The organism is Erythrobacter sp. NFXS35 (assembly GCF_040148725.1).
Classification (GTDB): domain Bacteria; phylum Pseudomonadota; class Alphaproteobacteria; order Sphingomonadales; family Sphingomonadaceae; genus Erythrobacter.
Genome location: NZ_JAGDEB010000003.1, coordinates 392,066 through 412,627, shown reverse-complemented (window position 1 = coordinate 412,627; position 20,562 = coordinate 392,066). Strand labels below are relative to the sequence as shown.

Sequence of the window (20,562 nt, the reverse complement as noted above, 5' to 3'; positions counted from 1 at the left end):
GGAGGGAACTCGCATGATTCTCGCCGCGGCGTGCCGCGTCACCATTGCTGCCACCTTGCTGTGCGTCGCAGTTGCGGCGCGCGCCGACGTGCTCGAACTCGGCGCCGATGGTGCGCGCTGGGTCACTGGGCCAATGGCGGGCGCTTCGGTAGCACCTGAGGCAGGCGGTCAGGCAGCGCCGTTACTGGTCGAAGGGGTGTCCGTTCCCGAATTCGCGATTGTCGATCCGGCCCGCCATGCCGCCGGAGTGCCGGCGCGCTACACCGCCAAGATCGCCGAGCTTTCCGCCCGGTTCGACCTGTCGCCCAGCCTGCTCGAAGCGGTGGTGTGGCAGGAAAGCCGCTGGCGTGAGGATGCCGTTTCGCCAGTGGGCGCGCGCGGGCTTGCGCAACTGATGCCGGGGACGGCGCGCTATCTCGGGGTCGACTCGAACGATCCGTTCCAGAATCTCGAAGGCGGAGCGCGTTACCTGCGCGAACAGCTCGACCGGTTCGACGGCGATCTGGAAATGGCGCTGGCCGCCTACAATGCCGGGCCGGGCCGCGTCGAGCGGGCAGGCGGCATTCCCAATATTCGCGAGACCAAACAATACGTGGCGGCCATCATCGGCCGCCTCGCCAGCCATTCGCGCGTGCCGGGCCAGTGATCCTGCCGCGCCAACCCGATCCAAGGATGATGAGACCCTTCATGAATTCGATGTTCCGCCTTCCTGTTCGTATTGCCGCGCTGCTGATGCTGGCGCTCACTCCTGCCGCCGCGTCGGCGCAGAATGCGCAAGGCGATGATCCGATCACAAACGCGCTCCTGTGGATGCAGAATATTCTGCTCGGCCCGGTGGCGACCAGTCTTGCAGTGATGGCCGTCGCCGGAGTCGGCTTTATGATGCTGACCGGTCGAATGAATTGGCGCTATGGCGGGACCGTGATTGTCGGGGTTTTCATTATCTTCGGCGCGCCGAGGCTCGTAGCGAGCATCAGCGGAATATGACCGACCTCGTCCGCCAACCGGTGCACCGTGCGCTCACCCGCCCGCAGATGTTCGCAGGCGTGACGATGAATTTCTTCATCATCAACCTGATGGTGACCACGATTGCCTTCCTTATCCTCGACAGCTTCTGGATCATTCCGGTGCCGATCGTGATGCACGTGATCGGCTATTTCGCTTCGCTGCGCGAACCGCGTATTTTCGACCTGTGGATCACCAAGGTTTCGAAATGCCCGCGCGTGCCCAATTTCAAGCGCTGGGGATGCAATTCCTATGCGCCCTGAGGACACCTCGTCATGGTGAAATGGATCGGAGCCGCCGCCTGGAGCGCCAAGGAAGCCCGCGTCGGCGACCGGCTGCCGTATGCGCGGCTGGTGGACGAGAACACCGTGCTGCTGCGCGATGGCAGCGTCATGAGCGCCATTCAGGTGCCCGGTTTGCTGTTCGAAACCGAAGACAGCGATGCGCTCAACGCCCACGCCGCCACGCGTGAGGTGATGCTGCGCTCCACGCTCGATGCGCGGTTCGTGATGTATCACCACGTCATCCGCCGCCGGGTGGAAGTCGAACTGGACGCGGAGTTCCCCGATGCCCTGTCGCGCCACATCGATGCGCGCTGGAAGCAGCGGCTCGCAGGCGGGTCGCTGTTCATCAACGACCAGTTCGTCACTCTGATCCGCCGCCCCGCACGCGGCAAGACGGGCCTGCCCGAGCGGATGAGCAAGCTGTTCTCGCGGCGGGGCCAAGAGGAACTCGAAGCCGATCCAAAGGACATCCGCAGCCTCAAGGCCGCGATCACCGGGCTGGTCGCCAGCTTGCAGAATTACGGCGCGGCGGTGCTGGGCGATTATCAGGCGCCCGGCTCCGAGCGCGGCGGCACGAACTCCGAAATGCTCGAACTGCTCTCGGCGCTGTATAATGGCGAGATGCGTCCGGTGCGCCGCCCGTCGCCGGAAACCGATATCGGCCATATGCTGCCCTATCGCCGCGCCAGCTTCGGGCTCGATGCAATGGAACTGCGCGGATCGGCTGAGCCGGATTTTGCCGCGATCCTCGGGCTGAAGGATTACCCCGAAGCGACATCGCCCGGCCTGCTCGACAATCTGCTACGCTTGCCGTTCGAAATGGTCGTGTCCGAGAGCTACGCCCCCAACGAACGCACCACGGCGAAGGAGCGGATCGACTTGGCATTGCGGCGTTCGCGCTCGGTGGACGAGGAAGCCGCGGCCGAGCGTGGCGAAATGATGGCGGCGCGTGATGCGCTGGGCAACGGCGCGGTTGGCTTCGGCGATCATCACCTTACCGTGCTGGTGCGCGAGCGCAGTCTGGGCAGGCTCGATGACGCGATGGCGTCCTGCGCCGCCGCGCTCGCTGATACCGGCGCGATTGCAGTGCGAGAGGATACGAATCTCGAACCGGCGTTCTGGGCGCAATTCCCGGGGAACGAGGAATATATCGTGCGCCGCGCGCTGATTTCCTCGGCCAATATGGCAGGCTTTGGCAGCTTCCACGGGTTTGCGCTGGGGCAGGCGAGCGGAAACCATTGGGGCGATGCGGTGACACTGCTGGAGACAACCAGCGCCACGCCGTTCTTCTTCAATTTCCACCACGGCGATCTGGGCAATTTCTCGGTCATCGGTCCGAGCGGTTCGGGCAAGACCGTGGTGATGAACTTCCTCGCCGCACAGGCGCAGAAGTTCAAGCCGCGCACCATTCTGTTCGACAAGGATCGCGGCGCGGAGCTGTTCATTCGCGGGATCGGCGGGCGGTATGATCGCATTGCTCCGGGCGAGCCGACCGGGTTCAACCCGCTGTCGCTGCCCGATACCCCCGCCAACCGCGCCTTCCTGCGCGATTGGCTGAGCGTGTTGTTGAAGGCCGAGGGGCCGGAGGAATTCGCGCTGGTCAGCGGCGCTGTCGACGCGACCTATGCCAATGATCCTTCCCTGCGCCGGCTGCGGCATTTCAAGGAATTGCTGGCCGGTGCCCGTCGTCCCGAACCGGGCGATCTGGCGGATCGCCTCAGCGCATGGATCGGAAGCGCCAGCGGGGACGGCGGCGAACATGCTTGGCTGTTCGATAATGAACGCGACCGGCTCGACCTGTCGGAACGCGTGCTCGGCTTCGACATGACCGCGCTGCTCGAAAACCCGCGCCTGCGCACGCCGACGATGATGTACCTGTTCCACCGCATCGACGAGCGGCTGGATGGGCAGCCGACCATGATCCTGATCGATGAAGGCTGGAAGGCGCTGGATGACGAGGTGTTCGCCGCGCGCATCCGCGATTGGCTCAAGACGCTGCGGAAGCGCAATGCATTGGTCGGGTTTGCGACACAGTCCGCCCGCGATGCGCTCGACAGCCGCATTTCCACCGCATTGGTCGAGCAAACCGCGACAATGGTGTTCATGCCCAACAGCCGCGCGCGGTCGGAGGATTACTGCGACGGGTTCGGCCTGACCGATCACGAATTCGCGCTGATCCGCAGCCTGCCCGCGCATTCGCGCTGCTTCCTCGTGCGCCAGCCGGATGCGAGCGTGGTGGTGCGTTTGGACCTGTCGGGCGCGCCCGAAGTGCTGACGATCCTATCGGGCCGCGAAAGCGCGGTGCGCCGCCTCGATCTGCTGCGCGAGGCGGTCGGCGACGAGCCGAGCGCGTGGTATCCGGCGCTGACCGGACGCGAATGGCCCGATGGCGCATTGGACGAAGACGGTTCGCCCATCTGGCAGGCAGCGGAATGAGCACCGCGTGCGATCTTGCCGCTCAGTCGATGGGCACCGGCGTTTCCGCCGCGCTGTCAGCGGTGGATTGCATCGCCAGCGGCATGTCCGAACAGGCCTTCAACCGCCTGTTCGGCACCGAGGGCCAGTTGACCTTCGCGTTGACGCTGATGCTGGTGCTCTATGTCGGCTTCTTCGCCATCTCGCTGATGCTGGGCCGGTCAAACCTGGGCGTGCGCGCACTGCTGCCCAAGGTGATCACGCTGGGTCTGGTGATGGGTTTCGCCACGAGTTTCGTGGCCTTCTCGACAATCTTCTACAACATTTTCATCGGCGGGCCGGATCAGGTCGCGGGCATCCTTACCGGCATCAGTGGCGAATCCGCCACAGCCGTGTTCGCGCAAAAGCTCGACGTGGTGTTTCTCGCGATCCAGCAGGCGAGCGGGCCGACGACCGATATCAACGCCTTTTCGCCGCCGGGCATGATGTGGCTGGGGGCGATGCTGCTGCTGCTCGGCACGGTCGGCCTGCTGGTGGCGGCGCGGATTGCGCTGGCGCTGCTGCTGGCGCTGGGGCCGATCTTCGTGGTGCTGGCGCTGTTCGAAGGCACGCGCGGGCTGTTCACCGGCTGGCTCAAGGGGCTGACGATGATGGCACTGGCGCCGCTGTTCGCGGTGCTGGGCGGGTCGATCATGCTGGAACTCGCTGTGCCGATCCTGGCTGCGCTGGTGGCGGTGCCGGGGCAGATCGATCAGCAGGCGGCGATGGCGTTCTTCCTTGTCGGCGCGGTACACATGGCGCTGATGTTCATGGCGTTGAAGGTCGCGGGCACGATGGTGAGCGGCTGGCAGGTGTTCGGTCTGGTGCCGGACAAGGATCACGGGCGCGGCAGCGACAGCGCGCGCGCGGCTCCCGTGGCTACGGCGGTCACGTCCACCGCGCCGCGCAATATGAATGTCGCCCCGGCCAGCGCAGGCATGGCCGCGCGCAGGGTCGATGTCGGCTCCGCTGCGCCCGCCTATGCCGCCAATGATACTGGCCCCGCCAATGTTTCACGTGAAACCCGCGTCTATGCGACCAGCGGCGGGGGCGGGCAGGTCAGCCCGCTCAACCCCGCAACGTCACGCACCCGCGGCATCGGCAACCGCTTCCGCTCTGCCGGAAGCGCTGCGCCCAAACCCGCTGCGGCCACCCCTTCGGAGAAATACCAATGACCCGCGCCGGCATTATTCGGCTAACCCTGTCCGCCGCCGCACTCGCGCTTGCCGCGCCTGCAATGGCAGACGATCCGCGCCTCAGGACGCTGGTCTTCGATGAAGCCGCCGTGGTGCGGATCGATGGCAAGGTGCTGGTGCAGACCACCATCAAGTTCGCCCCCGACGAGGTGATCGAGAACGTCGCGATCGGCGATTCCACGGCATGGCAGGTGCAGCCCAACAAGGCGCAGGACATCCTGTTCGTCAAACCGCTGGAGACGTCTGCGCGCACCAACATGACGGTGGTGACCGACCGGCGCACCTACCTGTTCGATCTGGTCGCCAGCCCGAAGAACGCCCCGCTTTACGTGCTGCAGTTCCGCTATCCCGAACTGGAAAAGGCCGCCGAGGAAGCGCGCCTTGCCGCCGCTGCTGAGGCCGAGGCCGAGGTCGAGGCCGCGCGGCTCGCTGCCAGCCCGGCGGAGATGGCCGCCGCCAGCGATCCCTATGCGGTGGCCGATCCGGCCAGCCTGAACTTCGCATGGGCCAGCGCCGGAACCGCCGAACTGATCCCGTCGCGCGCCTATGACGATGGCGAGGCGGTGTTCCTCACGTGGCCGCTTGGCACCGCAATCCCCGCAATCCTCGTCACCAACGAGGACGGCGATGAAGGCCCGGTCAACTTCACTGTGCGCGGCGATACCGTGGTCGTCGACGGCGTGCCTCCGCAGTTCATCCTGCGTTCGGGCCGCGACACCGCCACGCTCACCAACACCGGCCCGGCGCCGCGTTCGGCCCGCAGCGCCGGGCTGTCGGCTCCGCGCAAGAAGGGGGCAAAATGATGCCCAGCCGCCTGTTCCATCCTGTCAGGGAGTTCCACTGATGCGCCTTGCCATGCGTCTGCCGCCCAAGAAGGGCGATAACGGCTCTGCCGACAGCGCCGACCCGCGCGAGCAGGAATCCGCCGAGATCATCGATCTGGCCAGCCGCGCGGCGTTCCCCGCCGTCACCGACCGCAAGACCAAGGGCGATGGGCTGGGCCTTGCCGCCGGGGTGCTGCTGATCGGCGGGATCGGCGCGGTGACGTTCTGGGCGATGAACTCCGCCCGCCTGCCCGAACCGCAGGGCGTCGGCAATCCGAATGTCGCGCTGCCGCAGGTTGCCGCCGCGCCCGCGCCGGTGACGCCGATCGCAGCCCCCGCGCCGGTGACGCCGCAGGCCGACCCCGCGCCGTCGCCGGTCTATGCCAATCAGCCGGCGCAGGTCGCCGTGCCGGCCGCCAATCCCTATGCCAGCCCGACCATGGTGTTCGACGCGAGCCGCGCCGCCAACAGCGCGCGTCTGGCCGAGGCGCCCGCTGACGCGGCTGAGGCGACCGGGACGAGCGGGGCCAACCTCGGCACCGGCAGCGCCTCAGCTTTCGCCAGCCGGATCGGCGGCGTGGGCGGCGCGCCCGCGCAAGCGCGTCCGATGACCAATCCTTCGACCACGGTGACAGAGGGCACGCTGATCCCCGCGATTCTCGAAACCGCGATCAACACAGATGTGCCGGGCTATGTCCGCGCGGTGGTGAGCCAAGACGTGCGCAGCTTCGATGGCAAGCGCGTGCTTGTCCCGCGTTCGTCGCGCCTGATCGGGCAGTATCAGGCGGGTGTGGAGCAAGGCCAGCGCCGCGCCTATGTGATCTGGACGCGCCTGATCCGGCCCGACGGCGTCTCGGTCAACCTCGCCTCACCCGCGGTCGGGTTCGATGGGACGACGGGGCTTGAAGGCGACGTCAACAGCCACTTCTTCAAACGCTTCGGTTCGGGCCTGCTCCTGTCGGTGGTCGGCGGACTAGGCGCGCTGGCAACCGGCGGTGTGGGCGGCGTGATCGTTGCAGGCGGCGCGCAGGGCGCGGCCAATTCGGCGGTGCAATCGCAAGGCCAGATCAGCCCCACCATCCGCGTTCGCATGGGCGAGCCGATCCGGGTGTTCACGGCGCGCGACCTCGATTTCAGCACGGTCGGCTGAGCGCGATAATGAGCGCGGATATCCACCGGCTGACGGCGCAAGCGGGCGAAGGCGATGGCACCCCCGCCAGCCCGGTGCTGCCCGCCGAACGCAGCGTCTATCTCGAAGCCTATCTCGCCCCGTTCCGCCGCTGGCTCGACCGCGATACCGTGACCGAAATCATGGTCAACCGGCCGGGCGAGGTGTGGATCGAGGATGCTGCCAGCCCCGGCATGCAGCGGATCGAGACGCCCGAGATCGATGGCAGGTTGGTGCAGCGCCTGGCCGAACAGGTTGCGCGGGTCAGCCATCAGGGGATCAACCGCGAACACCCGCTGCTTGGCGCGACCTTGCCGGATGGCGCGCGTGTGCAGTTCTGCGGGCCGCCCGCCAGCCGCAAACACTGGGTGATGGCGATCCGCCGCCACCGCCGGCTGGATCTGCCGCTCGACGCCTATGACACCGGACCACTGGTGGGCGAGGGCCATATTGACTTGCCCGACCCGCAGTTCCAGCCGATCGCCTACCTGCGCGAGGCGATCCGCCATCGCCGCACCATCCTGATCTCGGGTGGTACCAGCACCGGCAAGACGACGTTCCTCAACGCCATGCTGGGCGAGATTCCGCGCCGCGAACGCGTGGTGATGGTCGAAGATACGCCCGAACTGAAGTTTCCGGGCGAAAACGCCGTCGGGCTGGTCGCGATCAAGGGCGAGCTGGGCGAGGCGAAGGTCACCGCCAACGAATTGCTGCAAGCCGCGCTGCGCCTGCGGCCTGATCGCATCGTGTTGGGCGAATTGCGCGGGGCGGAAAGCGTCAGCTTTCTGCGCGCAATCAACACCGGCCATCCGGGCAGCTTCTCCACCATCCATGCCAACAGCTTGCGCGGCGCGCTTGAACAGCTTTCGCTGATGGTGATGCAGACCGGCATCGGCCTCACCCGGTCGGACACCATTGCCTATGCCGCATCCGTGATCGACGTGATCGTGCAACTGGGCCGCGATGCCAATGGCAAGCGCGGGATTACCCAGATCGCGGAGTGCCGTTCGCTGGTTTGATCCGCGCCACCGGAGGGCACGCGCGGCCAGAAAAACGACATCCATGTGACAGGCGCGTCACGGTGATTTACACTTTGGTTGCCAGCGAACATTGGGGCGGCGCGGAACGCCGTGACGAATGGGCCGGGCTGGCGTAGCAGGGAAGCGATGAGCACGTTACCGATCGAGGATGAAGACAACGGCGAGGCGGCAGGCGCGCCTGTTTTCGCGCGGCTTGGCCCGGACGAATCGGCCTATTTCAATCGCGAATTATCCTGGCTGCAGTTCAACCAGCGGGTGCTGGCCGAAGCCCAGAACGAGGCCTATCCGCTGCTCGAACGGCTGCGCTTCCTGTCGATTTCCGGCAGCAACCTCGATGAATTCATGATGATCCGGGTCGCCGGTCTGGTGGGGCAGGCGCAGCGCGATATAGCGCGGCCATCGATCGACGGGCTGACGCCGACCCAGCAGCTCGCCGCGATCCGCGATATGCTGGCCGAATTGTCCACCCGCCAGCAGCATATCTGGCGCACCTTGCGCGATGCGCTGGCTGGCGCGGATATTCACATTGCCGACGAACAACGGGTCAAGCCCGCCGCTCACAAGTGGCTGAAGGGTTTCTTCCTCAACGAAATCCTGCCGATCATCACCCCGCAGGCACTGGACCCGGCGCACCCGTTCCCGTTCGTCCAGAACGAAGGCATGGGCCTGCTGTTCACGCTGACGCGTGATGGCGACAAGGAACAGCTGATCGAAATGGTGCTGATCCCCAGCGCGCTGCCGCGATTCGTGCGCGTGCCGGACGAGGTGACGGGGGCCGGAATGGGGGCCGGAGCGGTTGCGGGCGGTGCGCTGTACATTTCCATCGCCAGCCTGATCCAGCGCTATGCCTCGGCGCTGTTCCCGGGCTTCACCATTCAGGGCGACGGGTTGTTCCGGGTGCTGCGCGACAGCGACATCGAAATCGAGGAGGAAGCCGAAGACCTCGTGCGCACTTTCCGCAGCGCGATCCAGCGGCGGCGGCGCGGGCAGGTGATCCAGCTGGAACTGGAAGAGGATTTTGATCCCGCAGCCGAGGCCGTGCTGCTCGAACAATTGGGCGTGCATGAAGCCGCGGTGATCAAGACCGACGGCATGATCGGAATCGACGGGCTGGCCGAAATCGCGTCCGAAGATCGCCCCGATCTGAAATTCGACGCCTATTCCCCGCGCTTCCCGGAACGTATCCGCGAACATGACGGCGATGCCTTTTCCGCGATCCGCGAAAAGGACATCATCATCCACCACCCCTACGAAAGTTTCGAGGTGGTGGTCGACTTCATCCGGCAGGCGGCTGCCGATCCGGACGTGGTGGCGATCAAGCAGACGCTGTACCGTGCGGGGTCGCAGTCGGCGGTGATCGGCGCGCTGATCGAAGCGGCCGAAGCAGGCAAATCGGTGACCGCCGTGGTCGAACTGAAAGCCCGGTTCGACGAGGAACAGAACCTCAAATGGGCCAGCAAGCTGGAACGTGCGGGCGTGCAGGTGATCTACGGTTTCACCGACTGGAAGACCCACGCCAAGGTGGCGATGGTGGTGCGGCGCGAAGGCACCTCGTTCCGCACCTACTGCCATTTCGGCACCGGCAACTATCATCCGGTCACCGCGAAGATTTATACCGACCTCAGCTTCTTCACTGCCGATCCCAAGCTGGGGCGCGATGCGGCCAAGATGTTCAATTTCGTCACTGGCTATGTCGAGCCGCACGCGCTGGAACGCATTCATATCGCCCCGATCGATCTGCGCGCCGAAATTTATCGCCGGATCGATGTCGAAATCGCCAATGCCGCAGCAGGCCGCCCTGCCGCAATCTGGATGAAGTGCAACCAGCTGACCGATGAGGGCGTGATCGACCGGCTGTATACCGCCAGCAATGCCGGGGTCATGATCGAACTGATGGTGCGCGGCATCTGCTGCCTGCGGCCCGGCGTCGCCGGGTTGAGCGAGAACATCCGGGTCAAATCGATCATCGGCCGGTTTCTCGAACACAGCCGCATCTACGCCTTCGCCAATGGCCATGCGATGCCCAGCGCCCATGCTGCGGTGTTTATATCCTCGGCCGATCTGATGGGCCGCAATCTCGATCGCCGCGTCGAGGCGCTGATCCCGATCCTCAACCGCACGGTGCACGATCAGGTGCTGCAACAGGTGCTGCTGGCCAATATGCTCGACAGTGAACAAAGCTGGTGGTGCAATGCCGATGGGTCCTATTCGCGCGTGGCGACCGATGGCAAGCCGTTCAACTGTCATCGCTATTTCATGACCAATCCATCGCTTTCGGGGCGCGGCGGCGCGTTGGAGGCGGGGGCTGTGCCCAAGCTCAGCTTGCGCCGGGGGCGGTCGGCGTGAGTTATCGCAGACGACCGGACGACCGCGACGGGGCCTTTGCCGGTAATACGCCCGAACGCGCGATCATCGACATTGGGTCGAACACTGTGCGACTGGTGGTCTATGGCGGTTCGATGCGCGCGCCGATGGTGCTGCTGAACGAAAAAGTCACTGCCAAGCTGGGACGCGAGATCGCCGTGACCGGAAGGCTGGCGGAGGAGGCCATCGCGCTGGCCCTGCGCGGCCTCAGGCGGTTCGCGCTGTTGCTCGAAGACCTCGGTATCCGCGATGTCGAGACGGTGGCGACCGCGGCGGTGCGCGATGCTGTCAACGGGCCGGAATTCGTCGAGGAACTGCGCGCCATCGGGCTCAAGCCGCGGGTGATCTCGGGCGAGGAGGAAGCATTGCTCAGCGCCCACGGGGTGATCGGCGCGTTTCCCGATGCGCGCGGGATCGTGGCCGATCTGGGCGGGGGCAGCCTCGAACTGGTGCGGGTGGCCAGCGGCACGGCCGATGGTGCCAGCACCCTGCCGTTGGGCACGCTGCGCCTTCCCGATCTGCGCAAGGGCGGGCGGGCCGAGATGACAAAGACGCTCGACAAGGCAATCCGCAAAGCCGGGTGGGATTTGGCGGAGATTGCGCCCGCCGATAACGGCGCGCTCTATCTGGTTGGCGGCACGTGGCGGGCAATGGCAGTCTATGCCATGGCGGCGCGCGATCACGCATTGAGCGACCCCCACGGCTTCGAGCTGGACGCAGCGAGCGCGCAGGAACTGGTGATGGCGCTGGCGGGTAGCGAAAGCGATGCGCTGAAGGAACGCGACCGGATTTCGGCAATGCGTGCGGAAAAGCTGCCCGATGCGGCTGTGCTGCTGGGGGCGCTGCTGACGCGGCTCAACCCGGACAAGGTGGTGTTTTCATCTTGGGGTCTGCGCGAAGGGCTGCTCTACGACCGTCTGCCTGCACATAGCCGGACGCAAGATCCGCTGCTGGCGGGGGTGGGCGTGTTCGCGAGCCAGCGCGGCGCGCCTGCGACACTGGCGATGCGGATGGCCGCCTGGACGCTGGACGCTGCGCCTGCGCGCGAGCACGGCAGCGAGAGGTTGCGACTGGCGGCGACCATGCTGGCGCTTGCCTCGATGCAGATCGAGCCGAACCTGCGCCTGCCGCAGGCGATCGACTGGGCGCTGCACAAACGCTGGGTCGGCGTGGGTGGCGAGGGCCGGGCGATGATGGCGGCGGCGATTGCGGCCAATGGCAACCAGCTCGATCTGCCCGGCCGCGTACGCGCTCTCGCGAGCGAGGAGGCCTTGGAAGAGGCGGCGCGCTGGGGATTGGCGCTGCGCCTCGCCCGGCGGCTGGGCGCAAGTTCGCGCCGTTCGTTCGAAGTCAGTCAATTGGTGGTGGAAGAAGGCGCACTGGTGCTCAAGCTGGCAGAAAGCCACGAAGCGCTGTTCGGCATCCCGACCGAAAAGGACATGAAGCTGCTGGCAGGCAGGCTCGGGTGTGAATGGCGGGTGGAGATCGTGCCCGATTGCGTGCTGATGGCGCGCCGCGACTAGCCTGCGTTGCCCTTGCTGCTGGCGAAGGGCGAAAAGTCGGTGTCGAGGTCGAACAGATCGACCCCCTCGGCCGCTTTCAGCTTGTTGACCACCACATAGGTGACCGGTGTCAGCGCGGCTTCCCACAGCACTTTCAGCGCCCAGTTGGTGACGATCACTGTCAGCACGTCCTGCGTCGTCCAGATGCCGAGGAACGCGATCGGGTAGAAGATCAGGCTGTCGACGCCTTGCCCGACGAAGGTCGAACCGATGGTGCGGCTCCACAGGGCGCGCCCCTTGGTCAGAATTTTCATCTTGGCCATGACGAAGGAATTGACGAATTCGCCCGCCCAGAACGCAGTGATCGAGGCGACGACGATGCGCCAGGTGCTGCCGAACACCTCTTCATAAGCGGCCTGCCCCGTCCAGCTATCGGCGGGCGGCATGGCGACCACGACAAAGCTCATGAAGGCCATGAAGGTGAGCGCCCCGAACCCTGTCCAGATCACCCGCCGCGCCTTGGCATAGCCATAGACCTCGGTCAGCACGTCGCCGATGACATAGCTGACCGGGAAGAACAGGATCCCCGCCCCGAAGGTGTATCCCGCAACCGTCGACAGTTTGGCCGCGCCGATCAGGTTCGACAGCAGCAGGATGGCGACAAACCCCGCCATCACGATGTCGTAATAGCGAAACGCCGTCGGCGCGCGGCTGGCGGCCTGAATGCCGTCGCTAGGGTCGCGATCGAATGTCGCAGCGGGATCGGCGAGCGCGGGCGCGGGAGAGGTGTTTTCCATCGCTTCTCGGGTTAGCGCGATTCCCATCCGTCGCAAAGCGCGCTATTGGACGAACGGCTGCGCGCCCGTAGCTCATCTGGATAGAGCGCGAGACTTCTAATCTTGAGGTAGCAGGTTCGAGTCCTGCCGGGCGCGCCACTGCCGAACAGCCGAGAGAAATGGTGGCAGAGTGTCGCTGCCTGTTCCGTATACAACCTGTGCAACTGTAGGGGCGGCAGGCGGCCAGTTCCAGAAGGCGCGAACCTGCCCGGCGGTTGCCGTTTCGGAGCGTATTTCAGAAATACTTAACCGATTTTCACGATAATGCCGCTGATGGACGGGGATCGGCAGCAACGAGGCATAAGGGCGGCAATCGGCAGGGGTTGGCTGAAAGGCCGCTCAATGGCAGTGCACGTTGTCTTGGGGGCACGCATTCTGTCCCATCGGCCATCGATGAGTGTGATTGGCCTGCTCGTTCTTTATGTCCTGCTCGACGCGGTCATCTTCAAAGTCTTTGTACCCGGAGCTGACTGGGCGCCGCTATGGGTCGCCGGTCAATTGTCATGGACAAGCCCAGGCCAAGCCTACGATTTCGAACTCGTCTCGTTTCTCCAGAGGCCGTTGGTGGAGGTGGAATCGATTCGGCCCTTCGTCTACCCGCCCAGCGCTCTTCTCGTCTTCACAGCTTTTGCGGTCCTGCCGTTCACCGCATCGTTTGTGTTCTTCATTCTGGTGTCGCTGGCAATGTTCAGCCGCGCCTCAAGTCCGCTGCGGGCGCAGATCGCCCTGTTGCTGTTTGCGCCGCCAGTGGTCCTTGCTGCCACTGCGGGGCAACCGACCCTTCTTGTCACCGCGCTGATCTTGTTCGGGCTTGTGCAACTCGAGCGGCACGAGGGGTGGGCGGGTGTGCTGTTCGGCATCGCGGCGATGATCAAGCCTCCGCTGCTCCTGCTTGCTCCTGTTGCACTTGCTGGAGGCGGTTACTGGCGAGCCTTTGCAGCAGCGGGCGTATCGGCCATCGCCATGGGAGCGGTTTCGGTGGCTGCCTTTGGATTCGATACATGGCTTGTCTGGTTTTCGGTGCTGCCGCTGTTCAATGAACTGGTGACCGAGTTCGAGCCTCTGCTGCGAAACGCCATTACGCCGTATGCGATGGCAGTCCGCACGGGTTTCGCTGGGAATATCGTCATCGCAGGCGCGGCGGTCATTGCCATTCCGGTCGCATGGTTGAGCTTTGCCCGTACGCGCGACATCTCGGTCCGGCTGGTGGCTCTGGTAGGGGGCGCATTGCTGGTCAGTCCCTACGCGATGAATTATGAACTCGCCGCGCTGGCCCCGGCAGTGGCTGCTTCGCGAATGCAGAAACCCACTGATGTCATCACGCCTGCCATCTGGGCAGCCAGCCTGTTCGTCAGTGTCAGCCTTGCGGGTTTGCTTGCAGTGTATGCCTGGGCAGTCTCCCGGCTCGTTGCGCAGTGGCGCACCGGAGGCAACTTGCCCATGCAGACTCGCGCAGAAGCAGCGTAATATCCGGATTTCGTTGGCTTCGCCGAAGCCCTTCGTAGGACTTTATTAGCCATCTTTGGTCTACACTTCCGAGCATGAAAGCTGCTCCAGGTCCTGCCAACGCGGATTTGTTCCGCCCCTATCTGCTGGTTGGCCACACGCTCAGTCTATTGATAATTCTGCTGATATTCGCCGAGTTCGCGTGGAACTTTGCCGATCCAAGCAGCCGGGATTTCATAAGTTTCTGGGGGGCTGCGAAGTTGGCCTTGGCCGGCACGCCGGAACTGGCATACGACAGCGAGACTTTACACGCGCTCCAGTTGCAGGCTGCCTCGTTCGAACCCGACACGGGGCTGCCGTTTCCCTATGCGCCAGCGTTCCTTCTGCTTGTTCTTCCTTTCGCGGCATTTCCTTTCCCGATCGCGATGGCTCTGTGGTCGCTCGGGACATTGGCGGTTTACGCCTTGGTTGCGCGCCGGTTTGCTCCTCAGTCGCGGTGGCTCATGGTTTCCTTCCCACCCGTTTTCGCAATTGCGGCGCTCGGTCAGAATGGCTTCGTGACTGCAGCTTTGTTTCTTGGTGGGCTGGTTCTTCTCCAGCGAGAGAAAAAGTTTGCAGCCGGCCTCGTCCTTGGATGCTTGATTATCAAGCCTCAGCTGGCGTTGATGCTGCCATTCGCCATGTTGGCCGGTCGGGAATGGCGGGTCATCGGGGGATCGATCGTTTCGGCAACGGCCGTGCTGCTGGTGGGCGTGATCGTTTTCGGATCGGCGACATCCTTCGCCTGGCTTCGCCAGATGCCGCTGTATGTCGAGATTGCAAAAGAAGGGCTTGTTGGCTGGCACAAGCTCGTGAGTGTCTATGCAGCCCTTCGGAAAGCGGGATTATCCGATTCTGTTGCATTCGCGGTCCACTGCGCCACTGCAGCCTGCGCGGCGGCTCTCGTGTCATGGGTATGGCGCTCCAACGCACAGTTCAACGCGAAGGCTGCCGTTCTGGGAGCAGCCACGATGCTCGCAAGCCCATACGTCTATCTTTATGATGCTTTGGTCCTGATCCCGGCGCTCGTCTTGCTTGTGCAGCGTCAGGCTCCTGTGGCGGTGGTGGGAGCATTATGGCTCTTTCCGGCGGTGATCATTGCCCAGAATGCTTTCAACATCGGACCTGTGAACCTTGCTCCGGTTCTCCCGGTTACGCTTTTGGTCCTGTGTTACTTTTCCAGCTCACGATCGTCTGGTCGCAGGTTCTTCGCTACAGGAAAGCCCAACCCCGCCTAGTGGGCGCGGCTTGCATCCAGATCGTATCGCCGGAAAGTCCGGGTTTGTTGCTGAGCGGGCAAACGGTCTGACCGGGATGTCAGCCATGCGCCGGTACCGCTGTGGCAAGCTTCGGCTTTGTCAGGCTTGCTGCCGCGGTCGCCGGAAGGCCCAGAATTTCGCCAGCAGGAATGTCGTGGGCGGGACGGTCAACACCACGATCACCGCATAGGCGTAAGTCGGGAGCCCGGCGTGCTCGACAAGGGAAAGGATCGCGCTGGATAGGGCCAGGCTGACCAGCGTGACCGCCAGATACCGAACGGGGCGACCGGACAGGCCGCGCCCGCTGCGGAAGGTGATCCTGGCATTGCCGAGGTATGAAACCGAAAAGGCTGCTGCCGCACCACAGGCATTGGCAAGCAATCCGTCCAGCATGACGCGTTCGATCAACGTCCAGGCCAAGGCGACATGGACCAGCGTCGCGCAAATTCCCACCGCCCCGAACGAAGCGACCTGTCGCAGCAAAGCCACTTACGCGGGTCGCCTACGCACGACCGCGAACAGCGACAATCCGATCGGGAAGCTCAACCGGCCCAGCAGTTTGCCTTCGAATGCGAAGATCGCGGTGAGCACTGCGTTTAGCGGTTCGGCAGGTGCATTTTGATCAGCGCCACGCCCGCCCAAATACCGCGAAACCAACCGCTGGGCCAACGCCAGCGGGAATAGCAACGCATTGAAATATCCGATTCTTACAGGTTCGAACCCGGCCTCGTGCAACCGTTTCAGCAACACGGCCTTCGTGTAGCGCCGCTTGTGCTGGTGAAGCACGTCGTGGTCAGACCACAGCCATGGCACGGCCGGGACCGTCAGCAGCAGGCGGCCGTCGGGGGCCAGCCGATCTCCGAGTGCGCGGAGCGAGCCCACATCGTCGTCGATGTGTTCCAGCACGTCGAGCATGGCGATCAGGTCGAAGCTGTCATTGGCAAAGCCGATATCGTGCGGCAGCTTTCCGTAGGCTACGGTCAGGCGCGAAAGTTCAGCGGCGTGCGCGCGTGCAGCATCGTCGAATTCGAACGCCTGAACGTCCCCCAGCGTGCTTAGCATCGCCAGATTGCCGCCATAGCCGCAACCGGCTTCAAGCACGCGGGCTCCGGTCGGCAGCGGAACAAACCGTTCGATCAGACGCGTGATGATTCGGCGGCGCCCGACAAACCACCAGTGCCGGTCCTGTGAATCGCGCAGCGATTGGTAAGCGGCCAGTTCCACGTCAGAACCCGATCGTTTCGGCTACGACGTAAAGCGGTCGGCCCCGCACCTGAATGGCAATCCGGCCGATATATTCGCCCATTAGCCCGAGACTGAACAGATTCAGACCGCCGAGGAACAGCACCGCGACCATGATTGAGGCATAACCGGGCGTATCCACCCCCGAGATAATCGTGTGCGCGATCAGGAAGGCTGCATATCCGAACGCCAGGATCGATATGATCGCCCCGATAATCGTCCATACTCGCAGCGGAAAGGTCGTCGAGGCGGTGATCCCGTCAATCGCCAGCGCCACAAGCCGGGAAATGTTCCACTTGGTGGCGCCTGCCCGCCGTGCGGGCCGCGCATATTCGACGGTCTCGGTCCGAAATCCGATCCACGAAAACAGCCCCTTGTTGAAGCGGCACCGTTCGGTCATTTCATTCAGAACGGCGACGGCGGACCGATCCAGCAGGCGGAAATCGCCCACGTCAGCCGCGATGGGGTGATCGCCCATCGCGTTGATCGTCTTGTAAAACAATCGCGAGGTGGCGCGTTTGAAGAACGAATCCTGGCTGCGGTCGATACGTTTGGCGTTGACGATCTGCGCCCCGGCGAGCCACAGGTCCACCATCGGTCGGATCAGCTCCGGCGGGTCCTGCAAATCGACGTCCATCGGAATAACAGCATCGCCCGTGGCCGCCTTTAGCCCCGCGCTCAGCGCCGCCTCCTTTCCGAAGTTGCGCGACAAAGAGACGAGCTTGATACGGCGATCCACGCGGCACATCGCCCGGATGACCGCTGCCGTCGCGTCGCAGCTTCCGTCATCCACGAAGACGATTTCGAAATGCGGGCAGATATCGCCTTCCGGCCAGCTTTCGTCGGTCGACTTCGAGATCGCGGCGGCGAAATGCGCCACGGATTCCTCTTCATTATAGACCGGCACGACAAGCGATATGCTCGGCCGATCCATCCCTTGCGTTTCAAGGGGGAATGTCAAACCCTCGATCATGCCGCGCGCCGATCATCATGGCAGCGGGGGCAGCAGGGGCAGCGGGCAGCGGGTGTGGCATTGCGAACAATCGCGTAAGATTCGATTCCCGGCACCACCAATTCCTTCGCTACGGATGCGCAAGTTATAGGGGGCTATGGTAAACAAGGTCCTAATTTCGTGCTTTCGTCAGTCGTGCGAGACGATCCGCTGGCATTGGAATTGATGATCGGCGGCTTGTTCTGGCTCGCTCTTTTGAAGGCTCACCTGCGTGAAAGGCGTAGTTCTGGGGCCAGCTGCCGCTTCCGCACCGGTTCGCTCCCGGCCATCGGCTGTGTGGCGCATGCATGGCAGCGCCTCTAATCGGGTTGACGGTAGTCTTCGAGACCTTCGAGATCATCGCAATCGGTCAGCAGCAGGGCGGCTGGCTTGAACCGGTCGAAATGGGCCATCACCACAGTGGCCAGCACTGTCAGCGGCACCGCCAGCAACGCGCCCGCCACGCCCCACAGCAGCGACCAGAACACCAGCGCCACCAGCACCACCAATGGCGAGATTGCGAGTCTGCGGCCCATCAGTTTGGGATCGATGAAATTGCCCATCACCTGCTCGATCACCAGCAACCCTGCGCCAACGATCAGCGCCGTGCCGATATCGCGGGTGACGAAGACATAGATGGTCGGCAGGATACCCGAAATGATCGAGCCGACCGTCGGGATGAAGCTGAGGAGAATGGTCAACACCCCCCACAGCATCGCGTATTCCACGCCGAACAGCAGCAGGAAGCCGGTGTAGAGCAGCCCGCTCAGCACCCCCACCAGCAGGCGTGTGGTAAAATAGGCGCGGAACTTGCCGCCCACCGAAAGCCCGATGTCGAGCCAGCGCCGGGCATCGCGATGGCCCTTCGAAATCGAATGGATCTTGGCGTTCCAGTTGCCCGCTTCGGTCAACATCAGCAGCATCAGGAACAGGATGAGGATAATGCCGCCCAGCGTGCCGGCGGTCATGTTGAGCACCGTCAGCGCGCTGGATGCCAGATCGCCGCTGGTGGCAAGCGCGGTCGTATCGGCATCGGGTCCGTCGGAAAAAATATCGGGCAGTTCGAACGGCAGGCTGCCGAGCCGAGATTGGAACTGCGGCCCGACATCCTGCGCCAAGCCATATATGCGGCGCGCCGCATAGCCGATGCCCGCAAAGAACAGGATCAGGAAGCCGAGCACAAGCAGCATTCCCACCACCGCGCCGAGCCAGCCGAGCGCACGCGGCACATGGTCGCGGATCGCGGCCACCACCGGCCATACGCCCAGCGTCAGCAGCAGCGCCGCCGCGGTCGGCATCAGCACCGCATAGGTTTCGCGCAGCAGCCACACCAGTGCGGCGGCAGCGATCACGAACAGGAGCCGGTGGTGTAGCGGGGATGCCTCGGCAGCGGGTGCCGCGTTGGTAGCGGGCGGATTGCTTTTCATCGCCTGTTTGAACCAATCTCAGATTGTTTGCCGGGACGTTGAGCATAGGCCGAGCCAGCCATGGGGCCATGTCCTATGGCACCTTTCAGCCGAAAGCGGGGACACTGCGAATGAAAGAGTCTGGCCCTGTCGTCCGGAATGGGACAGCGGCCGGGGGTGACCCTTGACAGGTCACCCCGTTGCCTCAGTAATTGGCGAATTCGTCGTTTTCGAGCATGCCGCTGTTGTTGGCATCCCATTCGCCCCATTCCTCGTCGTCGAAGAATTCATCGTCGGTCAGGAACCCGTCATTGTCATCGTCCCACGCGAGAAACACGTCATTGCCGTTGTTGAAACCGGCCTCGGTCCATCCGGCGTCGAATTCCTGCATGCTCAGCATGCCATCGGCATCAGTGTCCCATTCGGAAATGCCGCGCTCGCCCCAAGCCGTGTATTCGGCTTCGTCGAAGATGCCGTCATTATTGGTGTCCCAGGTTCCTACCGTACCGACCGGGTCGGTGATGGCGGTCTGATCGGCGCCGAGCGTGTCGGTTTCGATCGCGTCGGGCTCCTCCGTGCAGGCGGCCATGAGCGCAAGGGACGATGCTGCGGCAAGTGTGAGGAATCGTTTCATCCATATTCTCCTTGGTCTTGTATGCCGCGTCGTGGCGTGCGCGACGATCGGATGGTCTGATAATCACCCCGATCCGGTAACAAGGCGGATTACCAACCTAGTTGGGCGGGGTGTCGTTCGCCGCAATTGCGGCTCGGCCAATGGGGCACGCCAAATTCCTGACAAAATCTACCGCCGTATTGGCAGGCGAGCGAAGTTGTTGTTTTCGGGAGTTTGGCACAATGTTCCGGGTCCGCGCGCACAAACCTCGGCAGATCGCAGCAGGCGCGGCTTTGGGGTTGTGCGTTCTACTGCTCGGGTCTTGCAGTTCGTCGGGCGTGAACCGTTGCGCCGCGCCGCCATCATGGATCGTCAGCAACACCAATGCAGCGCTTACGCCGCTGCTCAGCGCATCGATCAGCCATTCGCGTGCGTCGGCGCTGCGCAGCGGCCCTAATCGCATTCCGCCCCAGATGCGGCGGCAGCTTGCCCCCTTCTTCGCTGCCGAGACGCTGGATCAGGTGCGTTGGACCGTTTCTTCTCCCCGGATCAGCCTCGACACCTTCGTCAGCGCTCTGTTCCCGCGATATCGGGCGATGACCTTCGATGATCTCGTGGTGTTCCAGACCCCGGCGGATGCGGGCAATATCTCGCTGTGGGCGCATGAACTGGTCCATGTCGAACAATTCAGGCAGATGGGAACGGTCCAAAGCTTCAGTCGCGCCTATCTTGGCCATTGGCCCGAGATGGAGAACGCGGCGGTGCACAGAACCAATCATATTCTCGATGCGCTGAACACCCGCCTGCGGCAGAAGCCGATTCCGCGGAACGTTGCCTGCTGATCGGGCACAGCCGTGCCGGACGCGGCCGATCGGAGTGCTATGCTAGTACCG

19 protein-coding genes and 1 tRNA gene are annotated in these 20,562 nt (G+C 63.8%); 14 read left to right on the top strand and 6 right to left on the bottom strand.

The features are described from left to right. Positions 1–13: 13 nt before the first annotated feature. From J3454_RS13520 to J3454_RS13475, 10 genes are all read left to right on the top strand, one after another. Positions 14–646 carry a lytic transglycosylase domain-containing protein gene (locus J3454_RS13520; protein ID WP_349514286.1) on the top strand — a complete coding sequence of 211 codons (633 nt, stop codon included), beginning with the start codon at positions 14–16 and terminating at the stop codon, positions 644–646. Between the two features lie 41 nt (positions 647–687). Further along, positions 688–987, top strand: coding sequence for a TrbC/VirB2 family type IV secretion system protein (locus J3454_RS13515; RefSeq protein ID WP_502878611.1), 300 nt, complete (start codon positions 688–690; stop codon positions 985–987). Beyond that, positions 984–1,268: a VirB3 family type IV secretion system protein gene (locus J3454_RS13510; protein ID WP_349514285.1), complete on the top strand. Its 285-nt coding sequence runs from the start codon at positions 984–986 to the stop codon at positions 1,266–1,268. Before J3454_RS13515 ends, J3454_RS13510 begins: the two co-directional genes overlap by 4 nt. 12 nt (positions 1,269–1,280) lie before the next feature. Further along, positions 1,281–3,725, top strand: coding sequence for a VirB4 family type IV secretion/conjugal transfer ATPase (locus J3454_RS13505; protein ID WP_349514284.1), 2,445 nt, complete (start codon positions 1,281–1,283; stop codon positions 3,723–3,725). Then, positions 3,722–4,918 carry a TrbL/VirB6 family protein gene (locus tag J3454_RS13500; RefSeq protein ID WP_349514283.1) on the top strand — a complete coding sequence of 399 codons (1,197 nt, stop codon included), beginning with the start codon at positions 3,722–3,724 and terminating at the stop codon, positions 4,916–4,918. Before J3454_RS13505 ends, J3454_RS13500 begins: the two co-directional genes overlap by 4 nt. Beyond that, the gene (locus J3454_RS13495; RefSeq protein WP_349514282.1) at positions 4,915–5,742 is read left to right on the top strand and encodes a TrbG/VirB9 family P-type conjugative transfer protein; all 828 of its coding nucleotides are present in this window, start codon (positions 4,915–4,917) and stop codon (positions 5,740–5,742) included. Before J3454_RS13500 ends, J3454_RS13495 begins: the two co-directional genes overlap by 4 nt. 40 nt (positions 5,743–5,782) lie before the next feature. Then, on the top strand, positions 5,783–6,913 hold the full coding sequence (locus J3454_RS13490) for a TrbI/VirB10 family protein (RefSeq protein WP_349514281.1): 1,131 nt from the start codon (positions 5,783–5,785) through the stop codon (positions 6,911–6,913). Positions 6,914–6,921: 8 nt separating this feature from the next. After that, positions 6,922–7,950 (top strand): P-type DNA transfer ATPase VirB11, encoded by a 1,029-nt coding sequence (gene virB11 / locus J3454_RS13485; RefSeq protein ID WP_349514280.1) that lies wholly within the window; start codon positions 6,922–6,924, stop codon positions 7,948–7,950. A 147-nt stretch (positions 7,951–8,097) separates the two neighbouring features. Then, positions 8,098–10,317 (top strand): RNA degradosome polyphosphate kinase, encoded by a 2,220-nt coding sequence (locus J3454_RS13480; RefSeq protein WP_349514279.1) that lies wholly within the window; start codon positions 8,098–8,100, stop codon positions 10,315–10,317. After that, a complete protein-coding gene (locus J3454_RS13475; protein WP_349514278.1) occupies positions 10,314–11,858 on the top strand; it encodes a Ppx/GppA phosphatase family protein in 1,545 nt (514 codons plus the stop codon). The genes J3454_RS13480 and J3454_RS13475 overlap by 4 nt, the downstream gene beginning before the upstream one ends. Here the strand turns inward: J3454_RS13475 and J3454_RS13470 are convergent. Next, a complete protein-coding gene (locus J3454_RS13470; RefSeq protein WP_349514277.1) occupies positions 11,855–12,634 on the bottom strand; it encodes a queuosine precursor transporter in 780 nt (259 codons plus the stop codon). The two genes, J3454_RS13475 and J3454_RS13470, sit on opposite strands and share 4 nt — an antisense overlap. Positions 12,635–12,695: 61 nt before the next feature. Here J3454_RS13470 and J3454_RS13465 point away from each other — a divergent pair. The 3 genes from J3454_RS13465 to J3454_RS13455 all read left to right on the top strand — a co-directional run bounded on the left by J3454_RS13465 (position 12,696) and on the right by J3454_RS13455 (position 15,396). Continuing rightward, positions 12,696–12,772, top strand: a tRNA-Arg gene (locus tag J3454_RS13465). A 243-nt stretch (positions 12,773–13,015) separates the two neighbouring features. Then, positions 13,016–14,140, top strand: coding sequence for a glycosyltransferase family 87 protein (locus tag J3454_RS13460; RefSeq protein WP_349514276.1), 1,125 nt, complete (start codon positions 13,016–13,018; stop codon positions 14,138–14,140). Positions 14,141–14,214: 74 nt separating this feature from the next. Then, a complete protein-coding gene (locus J3454_RS13455) occupies positions 14,215–15,396 on the top strand; it encodes a glycosyltransferase family 87 protein (protein ID WP_349514275.1) in 1,182 nt (393 codons plus the stop codon). A gap of 120 nt (positions 15,397–15,516) precedes the next feature. Here J3454_RS13455 and J3454_RS13450 read toward each other — a convergent pair whose 3' ends face one another. From J3454_RS13450 to J3454_RS13430, 5 genes are all read right to left on the bottom strand, one after another. Further along, positions 15,517–15,906, bottom strand: a complete 390-nt coding sequence (locus tag J3454_RS13450; protein ID WP_349514274.1) for a GtrA family protein — start codon at positions 15,904–15,906, stop codon at positions 15,517–15,519. Then, positions 15,907–16,641: a class I SAM-dependent methyltransferase gene (locus tag J3454_RS13445; protein ID WP_349514273.1), complete on the bottom strand. Its 735-nt coding sequence runs from the start codon at positions 16,639–16,641 to the stop codon at positions 15,907–15,909. It abuts the gene before it with no gap. A 1-nt stretch (position 16,642) separates the two neighbouring features. Beyond that, a complete protein-coding gene (locus tag J3454_RS13440) occupies positions 16,643–17,620 on the bottom strand; it encodes a glycosyltransferase family 2 protein (RefSeq protein ID WP_349514272.1) in 978 nt (325 codons plus the stop codon). Positions 17,621–17,970: 350 nt separating this feature from the next. Beyond that, positions 17,971–19,077: an AI-2E family transporter gene (locus tag J3454_RS13435; RefSeq protein WP_349514271.1), complete on the bottom strand. Its 1,107-nt coding sequence runs from the start codon at positions 19,075–19,077 to the stop codon at positions 17,971–17,973. Between the two features lie 184 nt (positions 19,078–19,261). Then, entirely contained in the window at positions 19,262–19,690 is a 429-nt protein-coding gene (locus J3454_RS13430; protein WP_349514270.1) for an EF-hand domain-containing protein, read from the bottom strand. Positions 19,691–19,800: 110 nt separating this feature from the next. On the opposite strand from J3454_RS13430, the gene J3454_RS13425 reads away from it, so the two are divergent. Then, positions 19,801–20,511 (top strand): eCIS core domain-containing protein, encoded by a 711-nt coding sequence (locus J3454_RS13425; protein ID WP_349514593.1) that lies wholly within the window; start codon positions 19,801–19,803, stop codon positions 20,509–20,511. Positions 20,512–20,562 lie beyond the last annotated feature (51 nt).